The following is a 26,263-nucleotide window of genomic DNA, read 5'->3' on the forward strand; positions in this document are numbered from 1 at the left end:
TTAAGATCATAATGCGTTAAAAGAATTTTGAATGAAAAGAGCAAGTATGATCAGTAAAAATATCGCTCCCGCTTTATTGTAAAGTCTGTTTGCAATAATAAAAAGAAGCGTGAAAGATGCCGCGGTCATGATCATGATATCAAAGAAGTTGTCATGAAGACTTACCGTCAAAGGGTGCAGCAGTGACGCGCCTCCGAGCACCATCGAGAAGTTGGCGACATTTGAGCCTATGATGTTGCCGACACTTAGATCTGCGTTTCCTTTTTTTATCGCGACAAGCGAAACGACGAGTTCGGGCAGACTTGTGCCAAGCGATATCAAGAACAATCCGATGATCCACTCGCTTACACCGAAAGTTCTGGCTATGTTCGATCCGCTTTCAATGACGAAATTTGCACCGCCGATCACAAATACGAACCCGATAATAAGAAAAGTGATGGATTTTATCCAGTTGAACTTCTCTTTTGTCAGCTCCTCATCGATACTTCCGTCAAGATCGCTCTTTGCATGAGTAAAAAGAAACGTCAGGTAGGAGACCATCATCAGTATGAACAAAAAGCCGTCAAATCTTCCTATCTTGCCGTCTTGGATCATCAGCAGAAATATGATAACGGGTACGACCACCCAGGCGCTGTCGATCGAGAAAAGATCTCTTTTGGGATTCATCTTCTTTGCTATAAAAAACACAAGACCCAGTATAAGTGTAATGTTAAAGGTCACGCTTCCTACGACATTTGCTACCGCCATATCGCTTTTCCCAGCATATGACGCCATCATGGATGCCGCCATCTCCGGCAGCGACGTTCCAAAGGCCACCAATGTAGCGCCGATCACAAAATGCGATATATTATAGTGAAGGGCTATTCGCTCTGACTCTTTTATAATGAAATCCGCCCCGTATATAAGAGCTGCCATAGATATTATAAATATGATAAAATCCATTATTATCCTTCTGTTCTGACTATCAGGCTCTCGGGCAGACCGTACTCTTTAATAATTTCGTTCTCTTTTTGACGCATTTCGCCGTTATCGCTTTCATGATCGAATCCAAGGATATGAAGCAGCCCATGTATAAAAAGAAGAGCAAATTCGTCATCCGGCGAATGATTAAACTTTTTAGAAGCACTCTCTACATAATCATACGAGATAACGATGCTTCCAAGAGGAGAAGAGGGCATCTCTTCATAAGGAAAGCTCAAAACATCGGTCGGAGCGTCTATTCTCCTGAACTCTTTATTTATGGCATGTATCTCTTCATTGTTTGTAAGGATAAGTTCGATCTCTTTGTCCGTCAGATTTCTGACTATCGACTCGATCCGGGTTAAATCAAGATTATACGGGGTTCTGTTATCAAAATCAATCATACGGAATTATATCGAAGAAGAGTTGTAAATGCAGTTACAGATAGAAAAACTATCTGTAAAAACTATGCCAAAAGGTCTAAACTTTGCCCCAAGCCTGTCTTTTGTGCTACAGAGTCTTGAAGTTTTGCGTCTTTAAGGTTGTTGTTTTGAACAGAGGCGCTATTTAAAACATCCATAACAGCTCTTTCATCAACATCCTGACTTTTTTTCATAGCATATATTTGTGCCGCAACCGGAGCATTTGAACTTGTAACTGCGTCCATAATTTACCCTTTCACACTATATTTGCACATTTAATATATCGGCCGGATCAAAATAAATATTAAAAATAAAAACCTTATATGATACTATTACGATATGAAGAGAAGAAAATTTATTGCGTATTCCGCCGTTTTATTAAGCAGCACGGTATTTGCCAAAGAGGCAGGTTCGTATGCTCTGCAGGTATCCGTGCTAAAAGAGCCTTACCAGACCATCTCTATGGTAATAAACGATCTTTTCCCATCCGGTGTAGGAATGCCAAATCCCCACTCTTTCAATGTAATAGGTTTTTTAAAAGCCGTTATGCAAGACAAAAGAGTTCCCGCAGAGAAGAAAAAAATACTAAGAAACGGAACAGGCTGGATAAATCAAAAGGCACAGAACCACTATATAAAAAACTATATAGAACTTTCACCCGATCAAAGACAGAAAATACTCAAGACGATATCGCAAAAACAGTGGGGGGACACCTGGCTATGGTATCTGATGAACTATACGCTCGAGGCCATGTTCAGCGATCCGGTCTATGGCGCAAATATAAATGAAACAGGCTGGTTATGGCTTGATTACAAACCGGGTCTGCCTCGTCCTTTAAAGGTAAACAGATATGTATGACGTATGCATTATCGGAAGCGGAGCAGGGGGCGCGCCTATCGCATATGAACTCTCACGCGCCGGCAAAAGGGTTCTGGTACTGGAAAAAGGCAGATACTACACGGAAAAAGATTTTTTTAAAGACGAGCTTGCCGTCTCAAGAAGAGACATCTACACTCCGCCGCTCGATGAGGAGCAGCATGTTATAGAGACGCAAAATAGCGACGGAGAATGGGAAGCCGTTGAAAGCAGAAAAAGCGGCTGGAACTTTTGGAACGGTTCGATGGTCGGCGGTTCGTCAAACCTTATGAGCGGATATTTTCACCGTATGAAACCAAACGATTTCAAACTTCTTTCTACTTACGGCAAGATAGAAGGAGCCAACATAGTCGACTGGATGATAGACTACAAAGAGCTTGAACCCTACTATGACAAAGTCGAAAAGATAGTGGGCGTTTCAGGACGAGTGGTAAAGCACCCGTTTTTAGAGCCCCGCTCGTCGGCTGAGTATCCCTTTAAACCTACTTGGGAACATCCTATCTCGTCATGGTTTGATACGGCATGTCAAAAACTTGGGCTTTATTCCATACCTACGGCACGCGCAGTTCTTCCTTCGGATGCTCTTGAACGTAAAGGATGTTCATATTCGAACTTCTGCGGCAGCTACGGATGCGCTACGGGTGCCAAAGGCAATGCCCGTTCAGCACTTTTAAACAAAGCTTTAAAAACGGGGAACTGCACTATTTTAAGTGATTCATTCGTATACAAGATAGACAACGACGGAAAAAAAGCTACTAAAATACACTACTATAATAAAAACGGACGATCTCTTCATGCAGAAGCAAAACTCTTCGTACTGGCCGCTCAGGCCGTTGAAAGCTCGAGACTGCTGTTAAATTCGAAAAGCAGCCGTTTTAAAAACGGTCTTTTAAACAACTACGGACAGGTAGGCAAAAATCTTATATTTTCAGCCGGCGGAAGCGGTGAGGGCAGACTCAGGTTTGAGGACCTGCCAAAAGAAAAACAGAATGTACTGCTGCTGCGAGGCGCGTTTGTAAACCGTTCGCTGCAGGATTGGTATGAGTTTGAACAAGAGGGCAAAAAGATAAAAGGCGGCACAATCGACTTTTTGTTTGAACATGCAAATCCCACAAACAGGGCGATGGGAGAGGTTTATGACAAAGATCTCAACCTGATCTGGGGAGAAAGATTGCAGCAGAGGATAAAATATGCCTTTATACGGTCGAGAAAGTTTGTTTTTGAAGTATTTAATGATTGGCTGCCTACGGATGACTGCTTTGTCGGTGTTGATGAAAATGTAAAAGACAAATGGGGTGTTCCCGTCGCCAAGATACGTTTAAACTCGCACAACCATGACATCGAAGTGGGCAGTTTTCTTGCGCAAAAAGCCGAAACTCTCTTAAAAGAGATGGGAGCGGTCGAAATAAGATCAAACATCTCAAGCGCTCCTCCGCCCAATCTTGTTGCGGGAGGGTGCCGTTTCGGCAATAACGAAGAAAACTCCGTGCTAGACAGGAATTGCAAAGCGCACGCGCTTGACAATCTTTATGTCACGGATGCTTCGTTTATGCCCACGGGAGGCAGTGTCCCTTATACTTGGACAATTTATGCCAACTCTTTTAGGGTTGCTGATAAGATACTAAAGAGGTTTCATGATAAAGAACTTTGATATTAGGAAATATGAATGTTAAATATGGTCATTGAAGTGTTTTCCGGTCTGGGAATGTTCCTGTTTGGAATGTTTTATATGGAGATCGCATTAAAAGAGCTCGCCGGTATACGATTTAAAAAATGGATAAAAAATTCGACTTCGACAAGATCAAAATCACTGTTGACAGGTGCTTTGGCAACGGCAGTACTGCAAAGTTCCTCCGTCGTTACACTTATGACACTTTCCTTTGTCAGCACCTCTCTTGTTCCTTTGGAATCGGCGATAGGGATCATTTTCGGTTCAAATCTCGGAACGACGGTAACGGCATGGATAGTGGCCACATTAGGGTTTAAAGTAAAGATAGAGCTTTTTGCGCTGCCGATGATAGGGCTGGGCGGATTTATGCTGATATTAAACTCGTCTCATAAAAAGATAGAAGCCGTAGCAAAGACGCTTATCGGCTTCGGACTACTCTTTTTCGGTCTGGAGATTATGAAAAACTCCATAGAAACACTGGGACAGAATTTCGATCTGGCTTCATATACGCACTATCCGCCAATCGCGTTCATCGGGCTTGGATTTATCATAACGGCACTCATACAGTCGAGCTCGGCAACAACTGCCATCATACTTAGTGCTTTATACGCGAATATTCTGACCTTCGAGCAATCCGCAGCGATGGTCATCGGGGCAAACATAGGCACGACTGTAACGGCCCTGCTGGGTGCTATCGGCGGTATTCCCGATAAAAAGCGTGTTGCGATGGCGCATCTTCTGTTCAATTTTATAACCGCTTTTTTTGCTTTTTTGCTTCTGCCTTATTTAAGTACTTTTTTAATGCAGACTCTTTCTTTGCATAGCGACAAAACGACTGCATTGGCACTCTTTCATACGATATTCAACCTGTTTGGAATACTGCTTTTGATCTATTTCATACCGGCAATGACAAAATATCTGCAGCTTATGTTTAAAACGAACGAAAAGCTGCCCACGCGATATATCCACCTTGCTGATCCGAAATTCCCTGATACCGCACTGGTCGCACTGCGCAACGAGATAAGCCATCTTTTTGTTAAAACACTGAAATTCGGTCTGCTTCTTACACATATACGTCCCGATGATGTACTAAACGGCAAATATGATGTCAAAGACACAATATCGAACAATCAAAAATTCATAGATTTCGACTATAAAAAAGTATATGAGAATCTCAAAGATATAGAGATAGGTACCGTAGAGTTCGCAAATATTCTTAACCAGCAAAATCTTACTCCCGAACAAAGTCAAAATATCGATATACTGCTTACTTCCGCGAGAGAGATAGGGTATGCGGCAAAAACACTAAAGGATATAAAAAACAATATCGATGACCTGTTTGACAACGATAACATCTCGCTTCACAATATGTATAATGAGATCAGAAGCAACCTCGTGTACATAATACTTGTCTTTGTCAACTATATGAATGAGAAATGGCCGCTGGAAAAAACTCTTGCAAAATTTACGACAGCCGATGAAGAGAGCCGTCAAATCACAAAAAAAACGACGCAGCTTGTCAGCAAGGACAACGTAAACGAAAAATACATGCTGGCTCTTTTGAATATAAACAGAAATATAAATATATCCATGAAATCATTACTGGAAGCCTCCAAGGCCGTAAATCTGTATTTTGAGATAGAAAAGAAAAACGGCAAGACCGAACAATAATATGCTAAAATCTCAAGTATGAATAAGATTGAAAATAAAAAAGCCGTCTGTATCATGAGCGGCGGTATGGATTCGACACTGAGTGCTTATATGATGAAAGAGCAGGGATTTGACATCATTGCCGTCCATTTTAACTACGATCAGAGAACCGAAGCAAAAGAGCTTGAATGTTTTAACAATATCTGTAAAGCTCTCCGAGTAGAAAAAAAATACGACTTGGACATAGGTTTTTTCAAAGAGCTCGGAGCATCCGCATTGACCGATACGAACATTGAAATCCCTACAGGCGGGATCGAAGCCGGTATCCCCGTGACGTACGTGCCTTTTAGAAACGGCATATTTTTGAGCATGGCAGCGGCAATCGCCGAAAAAGAGGGTGCACAGGCGATAAGCATCGGTGTCGTCGAGGAAGACAGCAGCGGATACCCGGACTGCAGAGAAGAGTATATAAAAAGCATGCAGCAAAGCATAAACCTCGGTACGAAAGAGGAGACTGACATAACCATCCATATGCCTTTGGTTCATCTTAAAAAGTCACAGATCGTCAAAGAAGCGTTAAAACTAAACGTTCCTCTTGAACTTACCTGGAGCTGCTATAAGAACGAAGCAAAAGCCTGCGGCATCTGCGACAGCTGCAGACTACGCTTGAACGGTTTTGAACAAGCAGGCGTGACAGACCCGATCCCTTATGAATAGCCTCGATATCTTTGGTTTGGATATAAGATACAAATACAATCCGAGATTAAAAAACAGTTATATAAATATCCTTCCTTCAACTCAAGTAGTCGTTAAAACTCCCGTAAAATCGGAAAAGTACATCTATACCCTGATAGAAAACAAATATGAGTGGATCATAAAAAAGATCGATCATATAAAAAAATATGAGAAGATAGACGTGAACATAGAGGATGAAGTTTTGATATTTGGCGAAGTATACAGTATCGATCATGAAATAGCATCGAGCCTGAAAGAAAAACTGCAAAAGCTTCGAATGCCCACACAAAAAAATATACTGATCAGTTACGATAAATATTATAAAGAGATGGCGCAAAGCCATATACCGGGCAGGGTGGAGTATTTCAGCACTCTGATGGAGCTTTATCCGGCAAACATCAAGTTCAGAAAGATGAAAAAAAGATGGGGAAGCTGCGATAGCAAAAAGGAACTCACGTTTAATACGAACCTTTTAAAGCTCTCCTGCGAACTTATCGACTACGTCATCGTTCATGAACTTGCCCATATAAAATATATGAACCACTCAAAACAGTTTCACAATCTCGTAAACAGATATCTTATAGACTCCAAAAAGCTTGAAAAGAGGATAAGAGAACAATATTACAGATTGTGATACAATAGCGGTATTGCGGAGCTTAGAATGAACAAAAATATTTTATTTGTATGTGTAGAGATACCTAATACCGTATCAAAAAGAGAGCTTGAAAGCGAATTTCCGGGGATGGTACTAAGCCGGATCGAAAACTCTCTTGTAGGGGAGATCACAAACGACAAACTTATCTTCGTATCCTCTTTCGGCGTGATCACTTTTTGTAACTTCTCATTTGAAGAGATAATCTCTTTTCTTTCAAGACTGGGCATAAAACAAGCCGAGCACTATAAAACAGCTCTCATAAACCAAGACTATATGATGATAGTCAATGAAGAGTATACCAAACCGCAGATCGACGAAAATACTATCAAATATGATCGATTTAACAAATCTGTGGGCTCAATCATCTCTTTGGCTCTTTCTCAAAGCGTAGGGCTTGAGATAAAAGAGCTGTCACTGGAAAAAAAGATGGATGAGAGCAAAACGCTGTATGAAAAGATAGAGCAGCTTAAAGTGAAGGATAGGGCAAAGCTGATGAAATTCGCAAGCTCCATAGCAAAAGAGAGATTTCATATCTTAAATCAGCTTTATCTCTTAGATAAACCCGACATCCTGTGGGACGATCCCGAGCTGGAATCTTTATACAATCAGCTCTCTTTGCAGTTAGAACTCAAATCACGCTTTGACGTCATAGAATACAAGATATCGTACTTAAAAGAATCCGTCGAATTTGCGACCGATATGATAAACCAAAAATCAAGCGAGTTTTTGGAGTGGATAATCATCTGGCTTATTGCAGTGGAAATAGTGTTTTCTATATATGAATATATGATAAAGCCGTTATTGTAAAGAGTATCGGCCTGCGAAACATACTTTGGTTAACATAATGTAAATTCTCTTGAAAATAATTTATTTATACTCTTCTGTAAAAAATATAGGTATAATGAATTCAAATAATTCAACGGAGTCTCCCATGCAGATAATACAAAAATATTTCCCTGAGATAGAACGATGCGTACACGACTTTAACATAAGTTTGGAAAGTCTTCAGTTTGACAACTCAAAAGATCTTTTGTATACCGGTATTATTACAAAATATAAAAAGCTCTTTTTAAAGCTTCTGCTCTCGCCCACTAGAGAAGAAGTCGAAAAAAACACGAAAGAGCTGGTATATTTCACGATCGAGCATGAGATATCCTATCTGTTTTTGTACAGCGAACTGATCACTGTCGTACGGAATCTCCTGGGCAGCCTGCTAGAAAAACACGATCTGAAATATATCAATGAGATAAACCATTTTTTTACCGACCATGAGAACCGCATCACTGTTTTGTATCTGCAAAGGTTTTTAAAACAGCTGAAACTGAAAAACGAGCTGCGTCTGTCTCATATCGCGGCCATGCCGGACAAAAAGTTCATGATACACTACGAAAGCCATATACGATGGATAATCGATCTTATCTTATATATACAAAACAATCAAAAGGATGATGCATATCCTCAGTTAAACCCTAATCTTTGTGATTTCGGCAAATGGATGCACAGCGCGACCACTTCATATCTGATCTCAACATCCCATTTTAAAATTATAGAAAAACTGCATATCAACCTGCATGACTTAGCAGCAAACGTCGTGAGCCACTGCAGAAGCGAAAACGTACGCCCTTCTACTCTTATTCATCTTATGCAGAGAATCGATTATTATTCACTTGAGATCGGTAACGAGATTGCCTTTTTAAATGAGATCGAAGAAAGTGCGAAAGATCCCCTTACCCACCTGTTGACAAGGAGATTGTTCAATAAGATCATGATAAACAAACTCGACATTGCAAAAGCTGCGGGCAGAGAGTTTGCGATGATGATGTGCGATCTGGATAATTTCAAGCGTATTAACGATACTTACGGGCATGCCGTCGGCGATATTGTTTTACAGCATTTCTCCAATGTCTTGGAGCACACGCTTCGTAAGTCGGACTATATATTTAGATTCGGCGGCGAAGAGTTCGTAGTCCTGCTTTCCATGACGGATAAAGAGGAGGTTCTCGTACTCGCTCAAAAAGTATGTGATGCAACTGCTGCGGCAAAAGTGGATATTGAAGGTATTTCGATCAAATATACTGTAAGCATCGGGACAATATCGATCATAGTGGACAATAAAACACCTATCAGTCAAGAAACAATCGACAAATACGTCACTCAGGCAGACGAAAAGCTTTATCTCGCCAAAGAGCGTGGAAGAAACCGGGTAGAATAAATAGTCTGATGGCTTCATATTATAAAATATGAGAAAGACTGCTCTCTTTTTTTTATGTTAAGGTACAACGGTAAGCCGGGTTCTGTTATAGTGATATTAATCTACTTTGATCTTTACAGATCAACTCTAGCGAAACAGTAGCTTTGTAAGACGCTAACCATCTGTTTCTTGCTACCGGGTTGGGTTTACAAGCTGCCTATATTACTATAGGCACTGGTGGTCTCTTACACCGCCGTTTCACCCTTACCACTTTATTTGGAACGTTTTTCTGAGCAAAAGCCCGGTAAAACTACGCTAGCCGCTATGGCACTGAAGCACAAAAAAGCTTTCGGCTTTTTCGCAACTCAACACCAAAATGCTGACTTGCATTTATAAGTGGCGGTTTATTTTCTGTTGCACTTTCCCTCATATTACTATGGCCATTGGTTAAATGGAACCCTGTCTTACGGTAGCCCGGACTTTCCTCTTGAACCTGTGCTCAAGCATCAACTTGTTGTACCTGCATAATGATAACCAAATATATATAAATTTACTGTTTTGCATATAAGTGAACAAGTGTTCTTTTCAAACTAAGGATATATTAACAGTTGTTCATATATAATTTTATTTACATTAACAGTTGTTCATAAAAGGATATTTTTTCAAGAACAACTGTTCACATTATAAACGCAAAAAGGTCTTCAAATGCCGCAAAATAGGGATAAAAACGAAACAAATCCGACAAAAAAAAAGATACTCGATGCTTCGATGAAGCTTTTTTCACAGCTGGGATATAAAAATGCTTCTGTGAGAAAGATTGCAGCAGAAGTAGGGATAAGAGAAAGCGCTTTATATAATCATTTCAAGAACAAAGAGGAGATATTTCTAAGCGTAGCTTCAGAGATCTTCTCTACGCCGTTTAATAAAGAGGACAGCCCTGCTCTCACTTCTGTGCAGTTAAGCAATCCAAAATCATATCTGCATAAGTTTGCAATGGAATTCAAACTGATAACTTTCGACAAAGCTAAAGAGAGTCTGTTTCGAATATTGATGATAGAACTCTTTCAAAACAAACAGTTAAGAGAAGGTTTTATAAATGAGTTTCATAACAAAAACATCAAAGCTCTCTCAGGAGTGTTTTTTACGATGATGCAGGAGGGGTCGGTGAGATCCAGCGATCCGATACTGATGGCAAACGAATTTCTCTCTCCCCTGTTCTACCTTCGCCTCCATGTGACGCTTCTTCGCATAGACAACGAATCTACGACCAATCTCTCTACGCAGTTTGAAAAACATGTTGATTTTTTTTGGGAAAGTGTCAAAGCATAATAATACTATTTAATATTAATGAAAGTGTCAAAAAAAATGCAGTCCCGCATAGGGACTGCTCGGTAGTCAATATAATCGTATGATTATTTGCCCATAGCCTCTAAGGCATATTTTTCACCCAGTTCATAAGCTTTTTTGTTCGCTGCATGAACTTTTTCAGGTACTTTTGAAAGCATAGTGTCTATTAGAGATTGCTTTGGAAGAACTTTTGTCATCGTATTTGTGATCGCAAGAGCAACAACGGATTGTGTAATAACGTTTCCGACCTCTTCTTTTGCGATAGTAATGATAGGGATCTCATGGATCACCCATTTTTTACGGTCTTCATCTGTCGGATGAACAAGGTTCGGATCGACTACGATAATTCCGCCCGGTTTAACACCGTTTTTGAATTGATTGTAGCTGACGTTAGCAACTGAAAGCATAAAATCGATCTCACCTTCATTTGCATACGGATAACGGATCTCATCGTCGTCCAAAGTAATATCAACGACGGTAGCTCCCCCACGAACTTGAGAAGTATACGTTGCAGTCTTTAATCCGTATCCTCCGTCTTTGATCTTACAAGCAGCCATAATTTCACCGGCAAGCAAAACACCCTGCCCGCCTACTCCTGTAAAGCGTAAAGTATTTCTCATTTATGACTCCTTATATTTTCTTAGCAAAATCAGCTTGTGTGATTTTTCCGCGTTTCTTTTGAGCAGCATCTTGGATCTGTGCATACATCTCACAATACTCTTCTTGCTCGACTTCTCTTAATACGCCTGTCGGTAATTGGTTTTGTTTCTCCTCATCTGAAAGAGCTTCCCATTTTTTAAGCGGCGTAGTGATGCTGTCGATCCATGAAAGATTTTCCATAGCATTTGCCATTTTGTTTTTACGTCCGAGGTTGATATGACAATTTGACAATACCTCTATGAAACTGAAACCTTTATGTGAAAAACCTTTTACTAAGATCTTCTCAAGCTTTTTAGGATCGATCATACTTTCACGGGCAACAAATGAAGCACCTGCACCCATCGCCAGATTACAAGCATTGAAAGTCGGGTCAATGTTTCCGTTCTTTTGACTTACCGTCCACATACCTCTTGGAGTCGTAGGCGATGTTTGAGAGTTTGTAAGTCCGTAGATAAAGTTGTTGATAAGGATCATGTTAAGATCTATGTTACGGCGACATCCGTGAATCGTATGGTTACCGCCGATCGCAAGACCGTCACCGTCACCTGCTACGATGATGACATTCGCTTTAGGATTTGCAAGTTTGATACCTGTCGCATAAGCCACAGTACGTCCATGCGTCGTATGAACAGTGTTACAATCGATATATGAACTAAAACGTCCCGAACAACCGATACCTGAAACGACACAAACGTTATTCATATCCCAACCCATCTTTTCGATAGCGCGGATAGTTGATTTTAGAATAACACCATCACCACAACCCCAACACCATAGTGTCGGCATTTTATTTACACGTAAATATTTATCGTAATTAAAAGCCATTACATCATCTCCTTAACTTTTGCTACCATCTCAGCAGGTGCGATCGGACGACCGTTTGCTTTAAGCAGAGTTGTAAAATCATTTCTTTTGATAATTCTTTCAATCTCTTTAGAATATTGACCCATATTAAGTTCTGTGATAAAGATCTTATCTTTGAACTTTTCACCGATCTCAGCTATTTTTTTAGCAGGAGAAGGCCATAACATGATTGGTCTGAACATACCGGCTTTAATACCTTCAGAACGAAGTTTTTGTACCGCTTCGTAAGCACCAAGACCGATAGAACCGTAAGCGATAACACAGACTTCCGCATCATCAAGCATATACTCTTCGTAGTTTGGAAGATCGTCAAGACCGTCATTTTGCGCAGCAACAGTATTGATTTTACCGACCAATCTTTCTATATTGTATTCACATTGGATCGCATCTTCTGTCGGGAATCCTTCATGACCGTGATGAAGACCTGTTATATGATATTTATACCCTTGGAACATCGGATTTAAAACAGCCGGCTTGTTCATTGGAGCATCATAAGGTTTGTAAGTCGACGGATCACCTTCATATTTTGCACGGTTTACTATGCTTGCTTTGATCTCTTCAAGATCTGGAAGTATCGCTTTACCATGCATATGCCCGATAGTTTCATCTAAAAGTATAAAAACCGGAGTCATATATTTTTCTGCGAGGTTAAAGGCACGTACGGTTTGAGTATAACACTCGGTTAAAGAACCTGCACATAAAGTGATCGAAGCGAAATCTCCATGTGTCGGATACTGTGCTTGTCCGATATCCGCTTGAGATACACGAGTCGGAAGACCGGTAGACGGACCGCCGCGCATAACATTTACGATAACAAGAGGAATCTCTGCGATAAATCCAAGACCGATCTGCTCAGCTTTTAATGAGATACCAGGACCTGATGTAGCAGTAAAAGATTTGACACCTGACATAGATGCACCTAAAGCTGCCGATATACCGGCAATTTCATCTTCCATTTGAATTGCAGAACCGCCCACTGCCGGTAAAAGATCAGAAGCAACATGCATTACTTCAGATGAAGGCGTAATTGGGTAACCGCCAAAAAACATTGCACCGGCATCGATAGCAGCTTCTGCAGCTAGTTCATTGCCGTTTCCGATTACTTCTCTAGCCATTATTTTACTCCTTCTTCACTAAGTGACATATAGTTATTTGCAACAATAGCTGCTTGACGCTGTTTTGATTCTTCTGTAAGTTTTGCGAATTTGTAGTCTTTTTTATCTGCTACATAAATAGCAAAGTCAGGACAAGACAATTCACACTCACTACATCCGATACAAGCTTCAGGATGGTTGATCGAGATCATCGCACCCAAAGTCGAAGTATGGTCATATCGCATACCAAGCACACCCGACGGGCAGACTGAAACACAAATATCACATGCTTTACAGTTGTTTACATTGACCCAGACAGGTTGATTGCCAGGGTTTTCTGTTTTAAAAGTTCCCATATATTCTCCTAATTTTGTAGATACGATTCAATTCGCATCGTCTTTAGTATTAAATTTTCCAACGGCACAAGAAACAAAGCTCTTTACTTTAAGTGTAGCCGAATTGGCATACCCTATCTCTTCGTTGAAAAGAGGATAACCAAGATTTCTTAAAGTTTCTTTAAAATGTGCTAATGACGCCTCGTCCGTAATCATGGTTGTTACCTTACGAGGCTCGCACGATAAGTCGACTTCGATGCTTAAAAAGCCCTCTTTGCCGAGAGCTTTTTTTATGGTGTTCGCACACCCTTCGCATCTGATGTTGCCGACTTCAAAAGTCTTGAGCATTTTTATTTTTTTCCTAAGACTTCCGCTACTGCTTTGCCGATCTCTGCAGGAGAAACAACAACTTTAACACCTGCTGCTACAAGTGCATCCATCTTCTCTTTTGCCGTACCTGCACCGCCTGAAACGATCGCACCGGCATGACCCATACGTTTTCCTTTAGGAGCAGTTTGACCTGCGATGAACGCAACGACAGGTTTTGTAATGTTCTCTTTGATGAAAGCGGCAGCTTGAATCTCAAGATCTCCACCGATCTCACCGATCATAACGATCGCTTCCGTTTCCGGATCAGCTTCAAACATCGGAAGAAGTTGTTTATATGAAAGACCGATGATAGGGTCTCCGCCGATACCCACTGCCGTAGTGATACCAAAGCCCTCTTTACATACTTGGTTTGCACCTTCATATGTTAAAGTACCGCTTTTAGAGATAAGACCGACATTCCCTTTTTTGAAGATCATACCAGGCATGATTCCTATCTTACACTCTTCAGCAGTAATGATACCAGGACAGTTCGGACCTATTGTTTTCATGTTGTGTTTTGTCGCATACGCTTTTGCAGCCTGCATATCACGTACAGGAGCACCTTCTGTGATAACGACGGCAAGTTCGATCCCTGCATCGGCAGCTTCCATTACCGCATCCGCAACGAACGCAGGCGGGACAAAGATCATAGAAACAGTAGCGCCTGTAGTGTCAACGGCATCTTTAACCGTATTAAATACAGGTTTTCCAAGGTGTTCTTGACCACCTTTGTTCGGTGTAACACCGCCGACGATCTTCGTACCGTATGCTAAACACTGCTCAGCATGGAAAGTTCCCTCTTTACCGGTAAAACCCTGAACGATAACTTTTGTATCTTTATTGACTAAAATACTCATCTAAATTACTCTCCTTTCGCTGCAGCTACTGCTTTTGCCGCACCGTCTGCTAGATCTGTCGCCGCAATGACATTTGATATATTCGCATTTTTCAATATCTCCGCCGCTTCCGGTGCATTCGTACCGTCTAGACGCACAATGACAGGAACATGTACGTCAACCAGTTTTGTTGCTTCGAGTATTCCGTTTGCGATACGATCACATCTAACGATACCGCCGAAGATGTTTACGAAAATCGCTTTTACTTTCGGGTTTTTAAGGATGATCTCAAAACCTTTTGCAACAGTCTCGGCATTCGCTTTACCGCCGACATCAAGGAAATTCGCCGGAGTACCGCCCATATAGTTGATCGTATCCATAGTACCCATTGCAAGACCTGCTCCGTTAACCATACAACCGATCTCACCGTCTAATGATACATATGAAAGACCGTAACGGCTCGCTTCTCTTTCATCAGCATCTTCTTCTGAGATATCACGCATATCTTCGATATCAGGGTGACGTCCGAGCGCCGAATCGTCAAATCCCATCTTACCGTCAAGAGCAAGGAAATCACCTGCACCTGTTTTGATCAGCGGGTTAATCTCGATCATTTCGGCATCGTTGTCCATATAAACCTTATACAGTTTAGAAGCAAAGCTGATAAGTTTCTTCTGTTCTGCCGGGTCGGTAATACCAAGACCGAATACTAATTCACGTCCATGGAAACCTTGAAAACCGATTGCAGGATCGACTGCGACTTTGATGATCTTTTCAGGAGTCTCTTCAGCGACTTTTTCAATCTCCATACCGCCTTCAGTAGAAGCCATGATAACAGGCATCTCTTTAGCACGGTCAAGAACTACACCAAGATACAGCTCGTCTTTTATGTCAGCACCCTCTTCTATGTAGACTTTTTGAACAAGTTTTCCTTCCGGACCTGTTTGATGCGTCACAAGCGTCATTCCAAGGATCTCTCCGGCAAGTGTTCTGACCTCCTCGATAGAACGGGCAAGCTTGACACCTCCGCCAAGACCGCGGCCGCCGGCATGGATTTGAGCTTTTACGACCCAAATCTTTCCGCCGAGTTCAGATGCGTTGGCAGCAGCCTGATCAGGCGTATTTGCCACTATGCCTCTTGGTGTCGGTACACCATATTTAGCAAAAATCTGTTTTGCCTGATATTCATGTATATTCATTTAGTTCTCCTTTTTAGATTGAAATTATTCTTTTGGGCTTATCATATCTTCTGCTACGACATATTTGTCGAACTCTTCTGAAGTCAACAATCCCAAATTAACAGCTTCCTCTTTCAACGTTGTTCCGTTTTTATGAGCCGTTTTAGCTATTTTTGCAGCATTTTCATAACCTATATGAGGATTAAGTGCCGTTACCAGCATCAACGAATCACGCAGATAGTGATCTATTTTTTCGACATTCGCTTCTATCCCGATCGCCGCATTGTCGTTGAACGATACGATGGAATCAGCAAGAATTCTTGAAGATTGCAAGAAGTTGTACGCAATAACCGGTTTAAATACGTTTAGCTCGAAGTTTCCTTGGCTGGCCGCAAAACCGATAGTCGCATCATTACCCATGACTTGACAAGTAACCATAGTCACGGCTTCGCTTTGTGTCGGGTTTACTTTACCCGGCATGATCGACGAACCAGGTTCGTTTTCAGGAATTGAAATTTCACCAAGACCGCAGCGAGGGCCTGAAGCCAGCCATCTGACATCATTGGCGATTTTCATCATATCTGCAGACAATGCTTTAAGTGCACCGTGAGCGTATACAAGAGCATCGTGAGAAGTGAGTGCATGGAACTTGTTTGGCGCAGTTATGAAATCATGTCCTGTTAACTCCGAAAGTTTTTTAGCAACACGCTCTCCAAGCTCTGGGTGAGCGTTTAGACCCGTACCTACTGCCGTTCCGCCGAGTGCAAGTTCACGTACAGGTTCCAAAGAATCTTTTATCATCTTCTCACATTTGTTAAGCATCTCTACCCAGCCGCTGATCTCTTGACCGAGAGTAAGCGGTGTAGCATCTTGAAGGTGGGTACGCCCGATCTTCACGACACTGCTGAACTCTTCACTTTTTGCCTGAAGCGTTGCTTTTAGCTTTGCCACAGCAGGAAGTAAAAGCTCCTCAACAGATATGACAGATGCTACATGCAGCGCTGTCGGATACGTATCGTTTGAACTTTGTGACTTATTGACATCGTCATTTGGATGAACCAATTTCTCTTTTCTGAAATCTCCGCCGAGTATCTCGGTAGCACGGTTTGCCAGAACTTCATTGTTATTCATATTGGACTGTGTGCCCGAACCTGTCTGCCATACGACAAGAGGATAATTTCCGTCAAGTTTGCCTGCAAGCATATCATCAGCCGCAGCTGCTATCGCATCCGCTTTTTTCGCGTCAAGTTTTCCGAGATCTTTGTTTACAAGAGCCACCGCTTTTTTAAGATAAGAAAATGCACGAGTAATCTCGTAAGGCATTTTCTCTTCACCTATCTTAAAATTTTCTACAGAACGTTGAGTCTGCGCACCCCAATAAGCGTCCAACGGGACAGATATCTCTCCCATTGTGTCTTTTTCAATACGTGTTGCCATTAAAACTACTCTCCTTTAAAAAAATTATTTTGATTCAATGTATCGATCAATGTTTGAACCGATGCACATGATCTGGCGAACATCTCCTGCTCTTTTTCATTCAAAGTCACTTCGATGATCTTTTCGGCACCGTTTGCACCAAGCATTACCGGAACTCCGGACACGACATCGGCGTAACCGTACTCACCGTCCAGACATACGGCACACGGATGTATCTGTTTCGTGTCTTTTAAGATCGCATCGACCATGATAGCGGTCGATTTTGCAGGAGCATAATAAGCAGATCCTGTTTTCAGATATCCTACGATCTCGGCACCGCCATGGCGTGTACGCTGTACGATCTCATCTATCTCGATATCCGTAAGCACGTCTGTTAGAGGAACGCCTGCTACGGTAGAATAACGAGGAAGAGGAACCATGTCATCGCCGTGTCCGCCCATAACCGAAGCACGGATCTGCCCTCCTCCGTAGCCTAGTTTCTCTTGGATGAACGAAGCCATTCTCGAACTGTCAAGAATTCCGGCCATACCGATAACCCTGCTTCTGTCAAAACCGCTTTCTTTAAGTGCGACATACGTCATTGCATCCAGCGGGTTTGAAACCATGATTACAATGGCGTTAGGCGAATACTGGGCGATACCTTTTATGACCTCTTTGGTTATATTCGCGTTTATCATCAAAAGATCGTCGCGGCTCATACCAGGCAAACGAGGGCTTCCAGCTGTCACTACCACGATATCGCAATCGGTCAGATCGGACATATCGTCGGCCACCTTCACAACGGTATGGCTTCTCACAGCAGAAGCAGCCTGGCTCATATCCAGCGCTTTTCCTTTGGCAACATCTATTTTGTTGTCTCTTAATATGATCTCATGACAAGATCCAAGCATAGCAAGCGAATAAGCGACTGTAGCACCAACATTACCAGCACCGACAATACCGACTCTTTTTCCTTGATTCATGTTTTGGTCTCCTCTATTATTTATATAGTATTTAGTATGACCTTTAAACAATATACTTAAGCAACTTGTGCGAGCACAAACCATTTAAGTATAAAAAAGGTCACATATTTCACAAGTCTTATAATATCACTAAGAACAATAAGTCTACTATAAGCAGAACAAAAGATTAATCAAACTTCTTTTTATGTTTCATTTTGTAGCATTATTGATGTTTTTTATGTGTGTAGAATAGTTACAACTAAAGACATGGCGATTGTTTTTTGCTTTTACAAAGTAGAGATATGATGTTTTTGCGGGAAAAATTGCAGCTTTGATCGCTTCTATGCTTACATTACAAACAGGAGCATCCGGTATCCCTCTGTAAAGATATGTATTATAGGAACTTTTGTCTGTCATAATACGCTTGTGTGTGATCTTGATATGCGAGTACTCACCGTAATTCAGACTTCCGTCCATTTGAAGCTTCATCCCCTTTTTGATACGGTTGTATATGACCGAACTCACCAAAGGCATCTCTTCGATCGAAGCCGCTTCTTTTTGGATAATGGAAGCAACTGTTACATATCGAAACCATCTGTCTTTATCATATTTTCCGAAGATCTTAAAAGAAAGTTCTCTCATCTGTCTATCGGATGCTGCTAAAAGCGTTTTAATAAGATTCTCTTCACTGATTCCTATAGGCAGTTTATACGTATTTGGTACGAACTCTCCCTCTTTGTATTTGCTGTATCTGTCATAATATTTTTGTAGAAGTTCTCTGTCCAGCTTCAAACTCTCAGAAAGCTGGTTCAAAAATATGTATGTCGTCTCCCCCGGTATCAACGTCACATCTTCCGTCGCAGCTTTTGCGGTTGTGAGCCTATATAAAAAATCGGCGCGCGTCACTTTCTCTGAGCCTATATATATCCATCCTTTTTGCGGAGATCCTAAAAATCTGAGTATCAAAGCATCCAACTTGGTTACGTTATAGTTTTGCCTTGAAAGCTGTGTTATAATTTTATCAATAGAGCCGCTTGGTATGTAGACTACTGTAGGGGTGACAACGATCATATTTAGGTAGTAGATGAACGAAATAAGCATAACCAGCGCGATTTCAAAACTCCATTTCATAATAGTAAGTATATTTCTTTTCATATTTTCTTCTCTTTTTTTAACCGTTATATCGATTTATAATGGAATTGAAATCGAGGCTTTGGACTTTACAAATCTCAATATAAAGAAATTATACATAAAATGGGATGAAAAACTTGTCATAACGGCCGACAAGATCGAAGTAAGAACTCATACAAAACATGATACCGGTTTTAATTACAAAAAACGCCTAAAAAGCGTGATCTATGTTTTGAAGAATTCGAACGAGCTTTCCGATCTCATCGAACGAATCGATATAAAAAAAATAGCTTTCAACGATATGGAAGCATCGTTTAAATATAAGATCGGCGATAAAGGGCATCTTACCCTTAACTCGAAAAAGATAGCGCTTCAATGCAAAATAGAAGCTGACAGCAAACACTCGCTTATAACTATCGAGCAGTTCCATAATAACTTGAAAAGTATCGCTTTAAAGGGAAAAATACTGATCGACAATACACATGAAACATTGTCCGCAGATATAGATATGGATATATTCGATGATGCAAAACTAAGGTTATACGCCTACTCGAACAAAAAAGATTTTTTTTATGCGCTTTATTCGGATAAAAAGATCAAAAACCTGCAAAAAATACTAAAACTCTTTCCAATACCTGCTTATGTAGACCCTTGGATCTATGATGCGATCAAAATGAGCGATGCAAACCTGAAAAAATTCTACGGATATATGGAGTTCTCCAAACCAAGAAGTATAATCAAAAATATGTACGGAGATATCGATCTGTATGACGTTAATTACACTTTTGACAAAAGACTCGCACCCATAGTGACCACAAGTACGAATGTCGTTTTTAAAGACGGAATCCTCAATATATATCCTAAAAACGGAACATTTAACAGCCAAGATCTTAATAACAGTCATCTGGATATAGATCTCAATCCGAACAAAAATATTTTAACCGTTTATCTTAGAGATCATCTTTCATTAAATGACGATATACTCTTTTTATTAAAAACCTACCATATCGATATTCCGTTTGTCCAGACGAGTTCAACGACAGATACGAATTTGGATATAGCGATAAAACTTGCAAACTTCAATGTCGACGTGAACGGTTCTTTTAAGATCGATGACGCGGATTTTTTATATAACGGATTGAATCTGCATGCATCAAAAGGCTTTTTAACTTTAAAAGGCTCTCATGTAGACGTAAAACAGTTGAAACTCTCCTATAAAGACTCGCTGCAATCGGATATATCTGGATATTTGAATCCGGCAAAACATCTTGGAGAGATCAATATAGCTGTCAACAAAGCGGATTTTTACTCAAAAAAATTGTATTTATCCTCCAAAACAAGCAAATTGAACCTGATATATAAAGCTTCTCCAAAAGGAGATAAGATAGATGTATCTCCATCATCCTGGTTTTACAAAAACGACAAGATTAAAGTGGACGGGTTTGATCTGAATTTTAACTTTGCCGCCCTCTTTGCCAGATTCTCCGCCGTACAGATATCACTTGAAGATAAACTCTATGCGTATCTCTCCGGCGATATGGATTTCAAAAGACTTCTTGCCGATATGAAGCTCGATATAGTCAAACTCGATTACAAGGGTTTGAAGCTTGATCAGACCGTGCTTCCTCTTTCTATAAAGTACGATAAAGAGCTGCAAGCAGGCACAGCTGCCAAAAGTTTATGGAAGATCAACAATCAAAAAGTCGTCTTGAGCCCTGCCCGATTAATTTACGATGGAGAATACCTAAAATCTATAAACAGTTTTATAAACTTTCAAAACAGGTTTGATACGAATTTCGACATAGTTTACGATATGAACAAAGAGACGGGGTACCTTTCTTTGAGCAATCTAAACGTAAAAAGCAGCTATCTGAAAAGATTTTTCAGCAAAAACGACACATACCATTTAAAGATCCTAAAGAACGATAAAGAAACAAAAATGTTTTTGGACAAATACGGTTTGGAGTTTAGTTTAAACACCGATGAGCAGTGGTCTTTAAAATGTAATGACATCGGCAAGATATATATGAACGTGCCGTACCTCAAAGACTACAATATAACCGAAGGAAACATCGAGCTCTTTTCAGGCAAAACGGGTGATTTTACGTTTAGCGGCAAAATAAAATACCCCTACAAAATTCTCGTAAAAAACAATGTTCCTGTTGAAAATTATTATTTTAACGGCGTATACAAGCCCGATGGCACGGAAATAAACGTAAACAACGATCTTGATATAAAAATAAAAAAAGATATAAAGATAAAATCAAGTGCAATAGGATTTAATATACCCGAAATCATAAGACTCAGCAATAACCGCAAAATGGAAACGAACAGCACAAAAACGCCTCTGGTTACGCTTGAAGCCGATAAAAGCTATCTCTACTTGAAAGATAACAAAAAGATGCTCGCAGACCATCTGGAACTGCAATATCTCAACTCCGGAATAACGGCTCAGCTGAAATATAAAAACGGCAGTGCGGGATTCAATCTGAGCAGATACGGCATATTTTACCTCTACGGTTCGCATTTTAATGACAAGTTTATGAACGAACTCTTTTCAACGTCAAATTTTTATAACGGTGATCTCTCTTTTACTTTTAACGGGGCATTTGATAACTTTTCCGGGATAATCGAGGTTAAAAAAACGATCTTGAAAGACTACAAAGTCTTAAACAACGTGTTTGCATTTATAAACACTGTTCCCTCTCTGGTGACGTTCAATCTGCCGGATTACTCCAAAGACGGTCTGAACGTCGAGAACATGTATGTAGGCTTCACATCAAAAAAAGGCATTTATGATCTTAGCGATATCTCCTTGAACTCAAAAGAGATCAAGATCTACGGAAAAGGCACTTTAAACCTCAATACCGAAAATCTTGATCTTGATCTAAACCTGAAAACAGATCTGGGTTCAAAAGCCTCGAAGATACCTTTGGTAGGATACATTCTCTTTGACAAAGACAGTATATCGACATCATTAAAAGTCACGGGGAATATGTATGATCCAAAAGTGAGCACCACGATAGCAAAAGATATAGTGATCGCGCCCTTAAATATAATAAAAAGGACGCTTCTGCTACCTATGGAGCTGCTCTCTCCGCAATAGTTTTATTCGTTTCTAAGAACCGTAAGAATATCCACTTCACTTGCTTTTTTCGCCGGATAATAAGAGGAAAGGATTACAATGAAAAATGCACCGAAAACGATCAGCGAAAAATCGATTGTACTAAGATCAAGAGGAAGCGTCGTTGTCGGATACACGTCTTTTGGAAGATGAACGATATCAAAATTGCTGAGTATCCAGATACCGCTCAGCCCCAAAACTATACCCGCTAAGATACCGCCTATTCCGATAACGATGCCAAGATACAAGAATATCTTTTTTATCTGGGCTTTCGATGCTCCTAAAGAGAGCAGCAGCGCGATTTCCGCACGTCTGTTCATAACAGTCATAAGCAGGGAGGATATGATATTGATAGATGCAATCAGGATCAAAAGCATCAAAACAATGAAAAGTGAGCTTTTTTCCATCTCCAAAGCGGCAAAGAAATTTACGTTATCCTGCCACCATCCTTTGACGACAACCGAATCGGGAAGCATTTTTTTGATCCTGAGGATATCTTTATGCGGATTGTCGGAAAAGACATGGATACCGTCATACTGGTTTGAAGGGATACCAAGGACCCTTTGCAAAGAGGTCATATCGGTATAGCTGTAAGCTTTATCGTATGCTATCAGTCCCGAATCAAAGAACTCCTTTACTTTAAACCTTTTTACTTTCGGCGTGATCGAGAGTCCACCCGGTTCGACTTCAGTAAAGATATACATCAGCTTGTCCTCTTTATGTATCTGAAACTCGTCTTTTAACGACTTTCCGATGACGACGCTGAATTTTGGGTAGTTGTAATCTTTTATCGCTTTGTTCAATATGCTGTTGACTTTCGCCTCGGCTTTAAAATCGACTCCGAAGATATACCCTCCTTCAAGTTTCGGACCGTTTCTCGTAAGGACCGAGGACATAACATAGGGACTGAACTTCAATTTCGGAAAATCGTTTACAAGCGTGGTCAAAAGATATTCATCCACGGAACCGTAAAATTTCGGAAGTATCGTAAGAGGATAGTTCATAACGGTGAGCTTGTTTTTAAACTCTTTATCAAAACCGTTCATAAGTGCCATGGCGATGATCAAAACCATGACGCCGAGGGTTATCCCCAAAAAGGCAAGAAGCGCTGATAAAAAGATAAACGGCTGCTCTTTGTCAAAACGCAAAAAGCGTTTTACAAGATACGGGACTATGTTTTTATTCAAGAAGCAAATACACCTTTTTTTGGACCGCTTTTGCCGCAGCATTGCTTATATTTTTTACCGCTTCCACAAGGACAAGGATCGTTTCTCGCTATCTTTTTTTCTCCGTTTAGATCGTCGTCGTCATGCAGATTAAGCATCATCTGTGTCTCTTCCTGTTTTCTTTCGATCTCTTGACGGCGGGCAAATTCTGCCGCTTCTTCTTCAGGCGATCTTAATTGAAATTGAATAATATGAAGCGTTTTTATAGTATTGTATTTCATATTTTCCACCAGCTCGCTAAAGAGATTAAAACTCTCCTTCTTGTACTCGACCAGCGGGTCTTTTTGATTGTATGCGCGAAGACGGATACCCGTTTTCATATTATCCATCGTATAGAGATGTTCTCTCCATGCGGTATCGAGAGTCTTCAAGTAGAACTCTCTTTCGATATCGCCTTTCAATTCTTCGTCTATAACGCTCATTTTATCGTCATATGATTTTTTAACGGCGTCATATACAGCGGTGTATAACTCATCGTACTCCAGATCTTTTAAAGTGTCTGTCTGCAGGTCAAAGTTTATCTCCTCTTTTAACACAAGAGAAAGTTTTTCAAGATTGAAATCATCGGATGAACCGCCGTTGAAGATATCGCAGCCTAAAAGCAGGCTCGTGATATACTCCTCTCTTATCAAATCTACCTTCTTGGATATATCATACTCTGGATTTAAAAGCTCATTTCTGAACTTATAAATGATCTTTCGTTGTTCATTCGCGACATCATCATACTCAACGATCTGTTTACGTCCCTCATAGTGAAGGTTTTCGACTTTTTTCTGCGCTTTTTCAACGGCACGCGTGACCATTTTCGATTCAATATACTCGCCGTCTTCGACACCGAGTCTTTCCATAATGGATTTGATCTTGTCCGAACCGAAGATACGCAGAAGATTATCTTCAAGAGAAAGATAAAACTGTGTCGTTCCCGGATCACCCTGACGTCCTGAACGGCCTCTGAGCTGATTATCTATACGGCGGTTCTCATGTCTTTCCGTACCGATGATATACAAACCTCCAAGGCTTTTTACTTCGTCGTTCACCTTGATATCGACACCGCGCCCCGCCATGTTCGTAGCGATGGTAATCGCGCCCTTTTCTCCTGCGAATTTAATGATTTCGCCCTCTTGCGCGTGGTTTTTTGCATTTAACACGGTATGGGCTATCTTCTCTTTTTTCAAGAGTTCATGCAGTTTTTCCGATTTTTCGATCGATGCAGTACCGATAAGGACGGGCTGTCCGTTTTTTGAAAGTTCTTTGACTTTTTCTATGACCGCATTAAACTTTTCGGTTTCCGTTTTATAGATAAGGTCATTGAGGTCTTGACGCTCTACGGGAATGTTTGTCGGGATAGAGACGACATCGAGATTGTAGATCTGAGCAAATTCCGTAGCTTCCGTTTGTGCCGTACCCGTCATTCCCGAGAGCTTATCGTACATCCTGAAGTAGTTTTGAAACGTAATATCGGCCAAAGTTTGTGTTTCCTCTTTGATCTCTACGCCCTCTTTCGCCTCTAACGCCTGATGCAGACCTTCTGAGAATCTGCGTCCTTCGCTAAGACGTCCCGTGAACTCATCGACTATGACGATCTCACCGTCATTAACGACGTAATCGACATCGACTTCAAAGAGATAATTTGCTTTTAAGGCCTGATCAAGGTGGTGCGAAAGAGTAGAGTTTTCCACACCGTAAAGGTTTTCCACGCCGAAAAGCTCTTCGGCTTTGGTGATCCCCTCTTCGGTGATAAGTATGACCCTGTCTTTTTCATCTACCGTAAAATGATCCTCTCTTGTCATTTTTAGAGCGACTTCGTTTGCTTTTTTGTATGCATCCAAGGTTCTGTTTACGGGGCCTGAAATGATGAGCGGCGTTCTGGCTTCATCTATGAGGATCGAATCGACTTCATCGACTATAACAAAATGGTGCCCGCGCTGAACCATATGCTCTTTTAAATAGCTCATATTATCGCGCAGATAATCAAATCCGAACTCGTTGTTCGTTCCGTATGTAATATCGGCTTCATACTGTCTGCGTTTCTCTTCGGGATCGGGCATAGTCTCTAAGACGGTACCTACACTGTAACCCAAAAATTCGTAAAGCGGACCCATCTCCGTTGCATCGCGTTTTGCGAGGTAATCATTTACCGTCACAAGATGCACGCCTCTGCCCGTCATCGCATTTAAAATGATCGGAAGCGTCGCTACGAGCGTTTTACCCTCACCCGTCTTCATCTCGGCAATTCTGCCCTCATGCAGGGCCATTCCACCTACCAGCTGGACATCGTAGTGTCTCATGTTCAGTGCTCTAACGGCTGCTTCTCTCGTTATCGCAAAGGAGTGTTCCAAAACATCATCTAAACTTTTATTATCTTCTATAACAGATCTTTTCAATTCGGCAAACGAGCTTTTAAGCTCATCGTCACTCATATTTTTATAATATTGTTCTAAACTGTTTATTTTATTGACACGCTTTTTATACTTTTTCAGCTCTCTGTCATTTTTAGTACCAAGTATCTTACCCATGAATGCTTGTAGCATTTGAAACCTTGTTTTGAAATTTTTCAATTATA

24 protein-coding genes and 1 other RNA gene are annotated in these 26,263 nt (G+C 40.8%); 9 read left to right on the plus strand and 16 right to left on the minus strand.

Going from position 1 to position 26,263, the window contains the following annotated elements; all coding sequences use genetic code 11:
- Positions 1-6 precede the first annotated feature (6 nt).
- The 3 genes from WCY03_RS06145 to WCY03_RS06155 form a co-directional block, all read right to left on the minus strand.
- Entirely contained in the window at positions 7-942 is a 936-nt protein-coding gene (locus tag WCY03_RS06145; protein ID WP_345991188.1) for a calcium/sodium antiporter, read from the minus strand.
- Between the two features lie 2 nt (positions 943-944).
- Positions 945-1,364: an rRNA maturation RNase YbeY gene (gene ybeY, locus WCY03_RS06150; RefSeq protein ID WP_345991190.1), complete on the minus strand. Its 420-nt coding sequence runs from the start codon at positions 1,362-1,364 to the stop codon at positions 945-947.
- Positions 1,365-1,426: 62 nt separating this feature from the next.
- Positions 1,427-1,627, minus strand: a complete 201-nt coding sequence (locus WCY03_RS06155) for a hypothetical protein (RefSeq protein ID WP_345991191.1) — start codon at positions 1,625-1,627, stop codon at positions 1,427-1,429.
- A 94-nt stretch (positions 1,628-1,721) separates the two neighbouring features.
- On the opposite strand from WCY03_RS06155, the gene WCY03_RS06160 reads away from it, so the two are divergent.
- The 7 genes from WCY03_RS06160 to WCY03_RS06190 all read left to right on the plus strand — a co-directional run bounded on the left by WCY03_RS06160 (position 1,722) and on the right by WCY03_RS06190 (position 9,179).
- Complete coding sequence (locus WCY03_RS06160) at positions 1,722-2,240, plus strand: gluconate 2-dehydrogenase subunit 3 family protein (protein ID WP_345991193.1); 519 nt, start codon at positions 1,722-1,724, stop codon at positions 2,238-2,240.
- Positions 2,233-3,909: a GMC family oxidoreductase gene (locus WCY03_RS06165; protein ID WP_345991196.1), complete on the plus strand. Its 1,677-nt coding sequence runs from the start codon at positions 2,233-2,235 to the stop codon at positions 3,907-3,909. Before WCY03_RS06160 ends, WCY03_RS06165 begins: the two co-directional genes overlap by 8 nt.
- A 15-nt stretch (positions 3,910-3,924) precedes the next feature.
- Positions 3,925-5,598: a Na/Pi symporter gene (locus tag WCY03_RS06170; RefSeq protein ID WP_345991198.1), complete on the plus strand. Its 1,674-nt coding sequence runs from the start codon at positions 3,925-3,927 to the stop codon at positions 5,596-5,598.
- Positions 5,599-5,616: 18 nt separating this feature from the next.
- Positions 5,617-6,294 (plus strand): 7-cyano-7-deazaguanine synthase QueC, encoded by a 678-nt coding sequence (gene queC, locus WCY03_RS06175; RefSeq protein WP_345991200.1) that lies wholly within the window; start codon positions 5,617-5,619, stop codon positions 6,292-6,294.
- On the plus strand, positions 6,287-6,946 hold the full coding sequence (locus WCY03_RS06180; protein WP_345991202.1) for a M48 family metallopeptidase: 660 nt from the start codon (positions 6,287-6,289) through the stop codon (positions 6,944-6,946). Before queC ends, WCY03_RS06180 begins: the two co-directional genes overlap by 8 nt.
- A 27-nt stretch (positions 6,947-6,973) precedes the next feature.
- Positions 6,974-7,774, plus strand: a complete 801-nt coding sequence (locus WCY03_RS06185) for an RMD1 family protein (protein WP_345991204.1) — start codon at positions 6,974-6,976, stop codon at positions 7,772-7,774.
- A 124-nt stretch (positions 7,775-7,898) separates the two neighbouring features.
- Positions 7,899-9,179, plus strand: a complete 1,281-nt coding sequence (locus WCY03_RS06190; RefSeq protein ID WP_345991206.1) for a sensor domain-containing diguanylate cyclase — start codon at positions 7,899-7,901, stop codon at positions 9,177-9,179.
- A gap of 55 nt (positions 9,180-9,234) precedes the next feature.
- On the opposite strand, the gene rnpB is transcribed toward WCY03_RS06190, so the two are convergent.
- Positions 9,235-9,681: RNase P RNA component class A (gene rnpB, locus WCY03_RS06195), an RNA gene on the minus strand.
- Positions 9,682-9,863: 182 nt separating this feature from the next.
- Between rnpB and WCY03_RS06200 the strand changes: the two genes are divergently transcribed.
- Entirely contained in the window at positions 9,864-10,487 is a 624-nt protein-coding gene (locus WCY03_RS06200; protein ID WP_345991208.1) for a TetR/AcrR family transcriptional regulator, read from the plus strand.
- Positions 10,488-10,570: 83 nt separating this feature from the next.
- On the opposite strand, the gene WCY03_RS06205 is transcribed toward WCY03_RS06200, so the two are convergent.
- The 10 genes from WCY03_RS06205 to mltG form a co-directional block, all read right to left on the minus strand.
- Positions 10,571-11,125 (minus strand): 2-oxoacid:acceptor oxidoreductase family protein, encoded by a 555-nt coding sequence (locus WCY03_RS06205; protein ID WP_345991210.1) that lies wholly within the window; start codon positions 11,123-11,125, stop codon positions 10,571-10,573.
- A 10-nt stretch (positions 11,126-11,135) separates the two neighbouring features.
- Positions 11,136-11,990, minus strand: coding sequence for a 2-oxoglutarate ferredoxin oxidoreductase subunit beta (locus WCY03_RS06210; RefSeq protein ID WP_345991212.1), 855 nt, complete (start codon positions 11,988-11,990; stop codon positions 11,136-11,138).
- Entirely contained in the window at positions 11,990-13,144 is a 1,155-nt protein-coding gene (locus tag WCY03_RS06215; RefSeq protein ID WP_345991214.1) for a 2-oxoglutarate synthase subunit alpha, read from the minus strand. The genes WCY03_RS06210 and WCY03_RS06215 overlap by 1 nt, the downstream gene beginning before the upstream one ends.
- Positions 13,144-13,479, minus strand: a complete 336-nt coding sequence (locus WCY03_RS06220) for a 4Fe-4S dicluster domain-containing protein (protein WP_345991216.1) — start codon at positions 13,477-13,479, stop codon at positions 13,144-13,146. The genes WCY03_RS06215 and WCY03_RS06220 overlap by 1 nt, the downstream gene beginning before the upstream one ends.
- 27 nt (positions 13,480-13,506) lie before the next feature.
- The gene (locus tag WCY03_RS06225) at positions 13,507-13,806 is read right to left on the minus strand and encodes a heavy metal-associated domain-containing protein (RefSeq protein WP_345991217.1); all 300 of its coding nucleotides are present in this window, start codon (positions 13,804-13,806) and stop codon (positions 13,507-13,509) included.
- A 2-nt stretch (positions 13,807-13,808) separates the two neighbouring features.
- Positions 13,809-14,684 carry a succinate--CoA ligase subunit alpha gene (gene sucD / locus WCY03_RS06230; protein ID WP_345991219.1) on the minus strand — a complete coding sequence of 292 codons (876 nt, stop codon included), beginning with the start codon at positions 14,682-14,684 and terminating at the stop codon, positions 13,809-13,811.
- Positions 14,685-14,689: 5 nt separating this feature from the next.
- Positions 14,690-15,862: an ADP-forming succinate--CoA ligase subunit beta gene (gene sucC / locus WCY03_RS06235; protein WP_345991221.1), complete on the minus strand. Its 1,173-nt coding sequence runs from the start codon at positions 15,860-15,862 to the stop codon at positions 14,690-14,692.
- 24 nt (positions 15,863-15,886) lie between these two features.
- Entirely contained in the window at positions 15,887-17,278 is a 1,392-nt protein-coding gene (fumC, locus tag WCY03_RS06240) for a class II fumarate hydratase (protein ID WP_345991223.1), read from the minus strand.
- A 5-nt stretch (positions 17,279-17,283) separates the two neighbouring features.
- Positions 17,284-18,240: a malate dehydrogenase gene (gene mdh, locus WCY03_RS06245; RefSeq protein WP_345991225.1), complete on the minus strand. Its 957-nt coding sequence runs from the start codon at positions 18,238-18,240 to the stop codon at positions 17,284-17,286.
- Between the two features lie 189 nt (positions 18,241-18,429).
- Positions 18,430-19,374, minus strand: a complete 945-nt coding sequence (gene mltG / locus WCY03_RS06250; RefSeq protein WP_345991227.1) for an endolytic transglycosylase MltG — start codon at positions 19,372-19,374, stop codon at positions 18,430-18,432.
- Between the two features lie 58 nt (positions 19,375-19,432).
- On the opposite strand from mltG, the gene WCY03_RS06255 reads away from it, so the two are divergent.
- A complete protein-coding gene (locus WCY03_RS06255) occupies positions 19,433-22,456 on the plus strand; it encodes an AsmA-like C-terminal domain-containing protein (RefSeq protein ID WP_345991229.1) in 3,024 nt (1,007 codons plus the stop codon).
- Positions 22,457-22,458: 2 nt separating this feature from the next.
- Here WCY03_RS06255 and WCY03_RS06260 read toward each other — a convergent pair whose 3' ends face one another.
- Both WCY03_RS06260 and secA read right to left on the minus strand, forming a co-directional pair.
- A complete protein-coding gene (locus tag WCY03_RS06260) occupies positions 22,459-23,661 on the minus strand; it encodes an ABC transporter permease (protein WP_345991231.1) in 1,203 nt (400 codons plus the stop codon).
- A complete protein-coding gene (secA, locus tag WCY03_RS06265) occupies positions 23,658-26,231 on the minus strand; it encodes a preprotein translocase subunit SecA (RefSeq protein WP_345991233.1) in 2,574 nt (857 codons plus the stop codon). The genes WCY03_RS06260 and secA overlap by 4 nt, the downstream gene beginning before the upstream one ends.
- Positions 26,232-26,263: the final 32 nt, after the last annotated feature.

Source organism: Sulfurimonas sp. HSL-1716 (assembly GCF_039645975.1).
Lineage (GTDB): Bacteria > Campylobacterota > Campylobacteria > Campylobacterales > Sulfurimonadaceae > Hydrocurvibacter > Hydrocurvibacter sulfurireducens.

Coding starts and splice junctions, on each gene's coding strand:
- WCY03_RS06145 (WP_345991188.1), bottom strand. CDS start 942: ATGGATTTTATCATATTTATAATATCTATGGCAGCTCTTATATACGGG.
- ybeY (WP_345991190.1), bottom strand. CDS start 1,364: ATGATTGATTTTGATAACAGAACCCCGTATAATCTTGATTTAACCCGG.
- WCY03_RS06155 (WP_345991191.1), bottom strand. CDS start 1,627: ATGGACGCAGTTACAAGTTCAAATGCTCCGGTTGCGGCACAAATATAT.
- WCY03_RS06160 (WP_345991193.1), top strand. CDS start 1,722: ATGAAGAGAAGAAAATTTATTGCGTATTCCGCCGTTTTATTAAGCAGC.
- WCY03_RS06165 (WP_345991196.1), top strand. CDS start 2,233: ATGTATGACGTATGCATTATCGGAAGCGGAGCAGGGGGCGCGCCTATC.
- WCY03_RS06170 (WP_345991198.1), top strand. CDS start 3,925: ATGTTAAATATGGTCATTGAAGTGTTTTCCGGTCTGGGAATGTTCCTG.
- queC (WP_345991200.1), top strand. CDS start 5,617: ATGAATAAGATTGAAAATAAAAAAGCCGTCTGTATCATGAGCGGCGGT.
- WCY03_RS06180 (WP_345991202.1), top strand. CDS start 6,287: ATGAATAGCCTCGATATCTTTGGTTTGGATATAAGATACAAATACAAT.
- WCY03_RS06185 (WP_345991204.1), top strand. CDS start 6,974: ATGAACAAAAATATTTTATTTGTATGTGTAGAGATACCTAATACCGTA.
- WCY03_RS06190 (WP_345991206.1), top strand. CDS start 7,899: ATGCAGATAATACAAAAATATTTCCCTGAGATAGAACGATGCGTACAC.
- WCY03_RS06200 (WP_345991208.1), top strand. CDS start 9,864: ATGCCGCAAAATAGGGATAAAAACGAAACAAATCCGACAAAAAAAAAG.
- WCY03_RS06205 (WP_345991210.1), bottom strand. CDS start 11,125: ATGAGAAATACTTTACGCTTTACAGGAGTAGGCGGGCAGGGTGTTTTG.
- WCY03_RS06210 (WP_345991212.1), bottom strand. CDS start 11,990: ATGGCTTTTAATTACGATAAATATTTACGTGTAAATAAAATGCCGACA.
- WCY03_RS06215 (WP_345991214.1), bottom strand. CDS start 13,144: ATGGCTAGAGAAGTAATCGGAAACGGCAATGAACTAGCTGCAGAAGCT.
- WCY03_RS06220 (WP_345991216.1), bottom strand. CDS start 13,479: ATGGGAACTTTTAAAACAGAAAACCCTGGCAATCAACCTGTCTGGGTC.
- WCY03_RS06225 (WP_345991217.1), bottom strand. CDS start 13,806: ATGCTCAAGACTTTTGAAGTCGGCAACATCAGATGCGAAGGGTGTGCG.
- sucD (WP_345991219.1), bottom strand. CDS start 14,684: ATGAGTATTTTAGTCAATAAAGATACAAAAGTTATCGTTCAGGGTTTT.
- sucC (WP_345991221.1), bottom strand. CDS start 15,862: ATGAATATACATGAATATCAGGCAAAACAGATTTTTGCTAAATATGGT.
- fumC (WP_345991223.1), bottom strand. CDS start 17,278: ATGGCAACACGTATTGAAAAAGACACAATGGGAGAGATATCTGTCCCG.
- mdh (WP_345991225.1), bottom strand. CDS start 18,240: ATGAATCAAGGAAAAAGAGTCGGTATTGTCGGTGCTGGTAATGTTGGT.
- mltG (WP_345991227.1), bottom strand. CDS start 19,374: ATGAAAAGAAATATACTTACTATTATGAAATGGAGTTTTGAAATCGCG.
- secA (WP_345991233.1), bottom strand. CDS start 26,231: ATGCTACAAGCATTCATGGGTAAGATACTTGGTACTAAAAATGACAGA.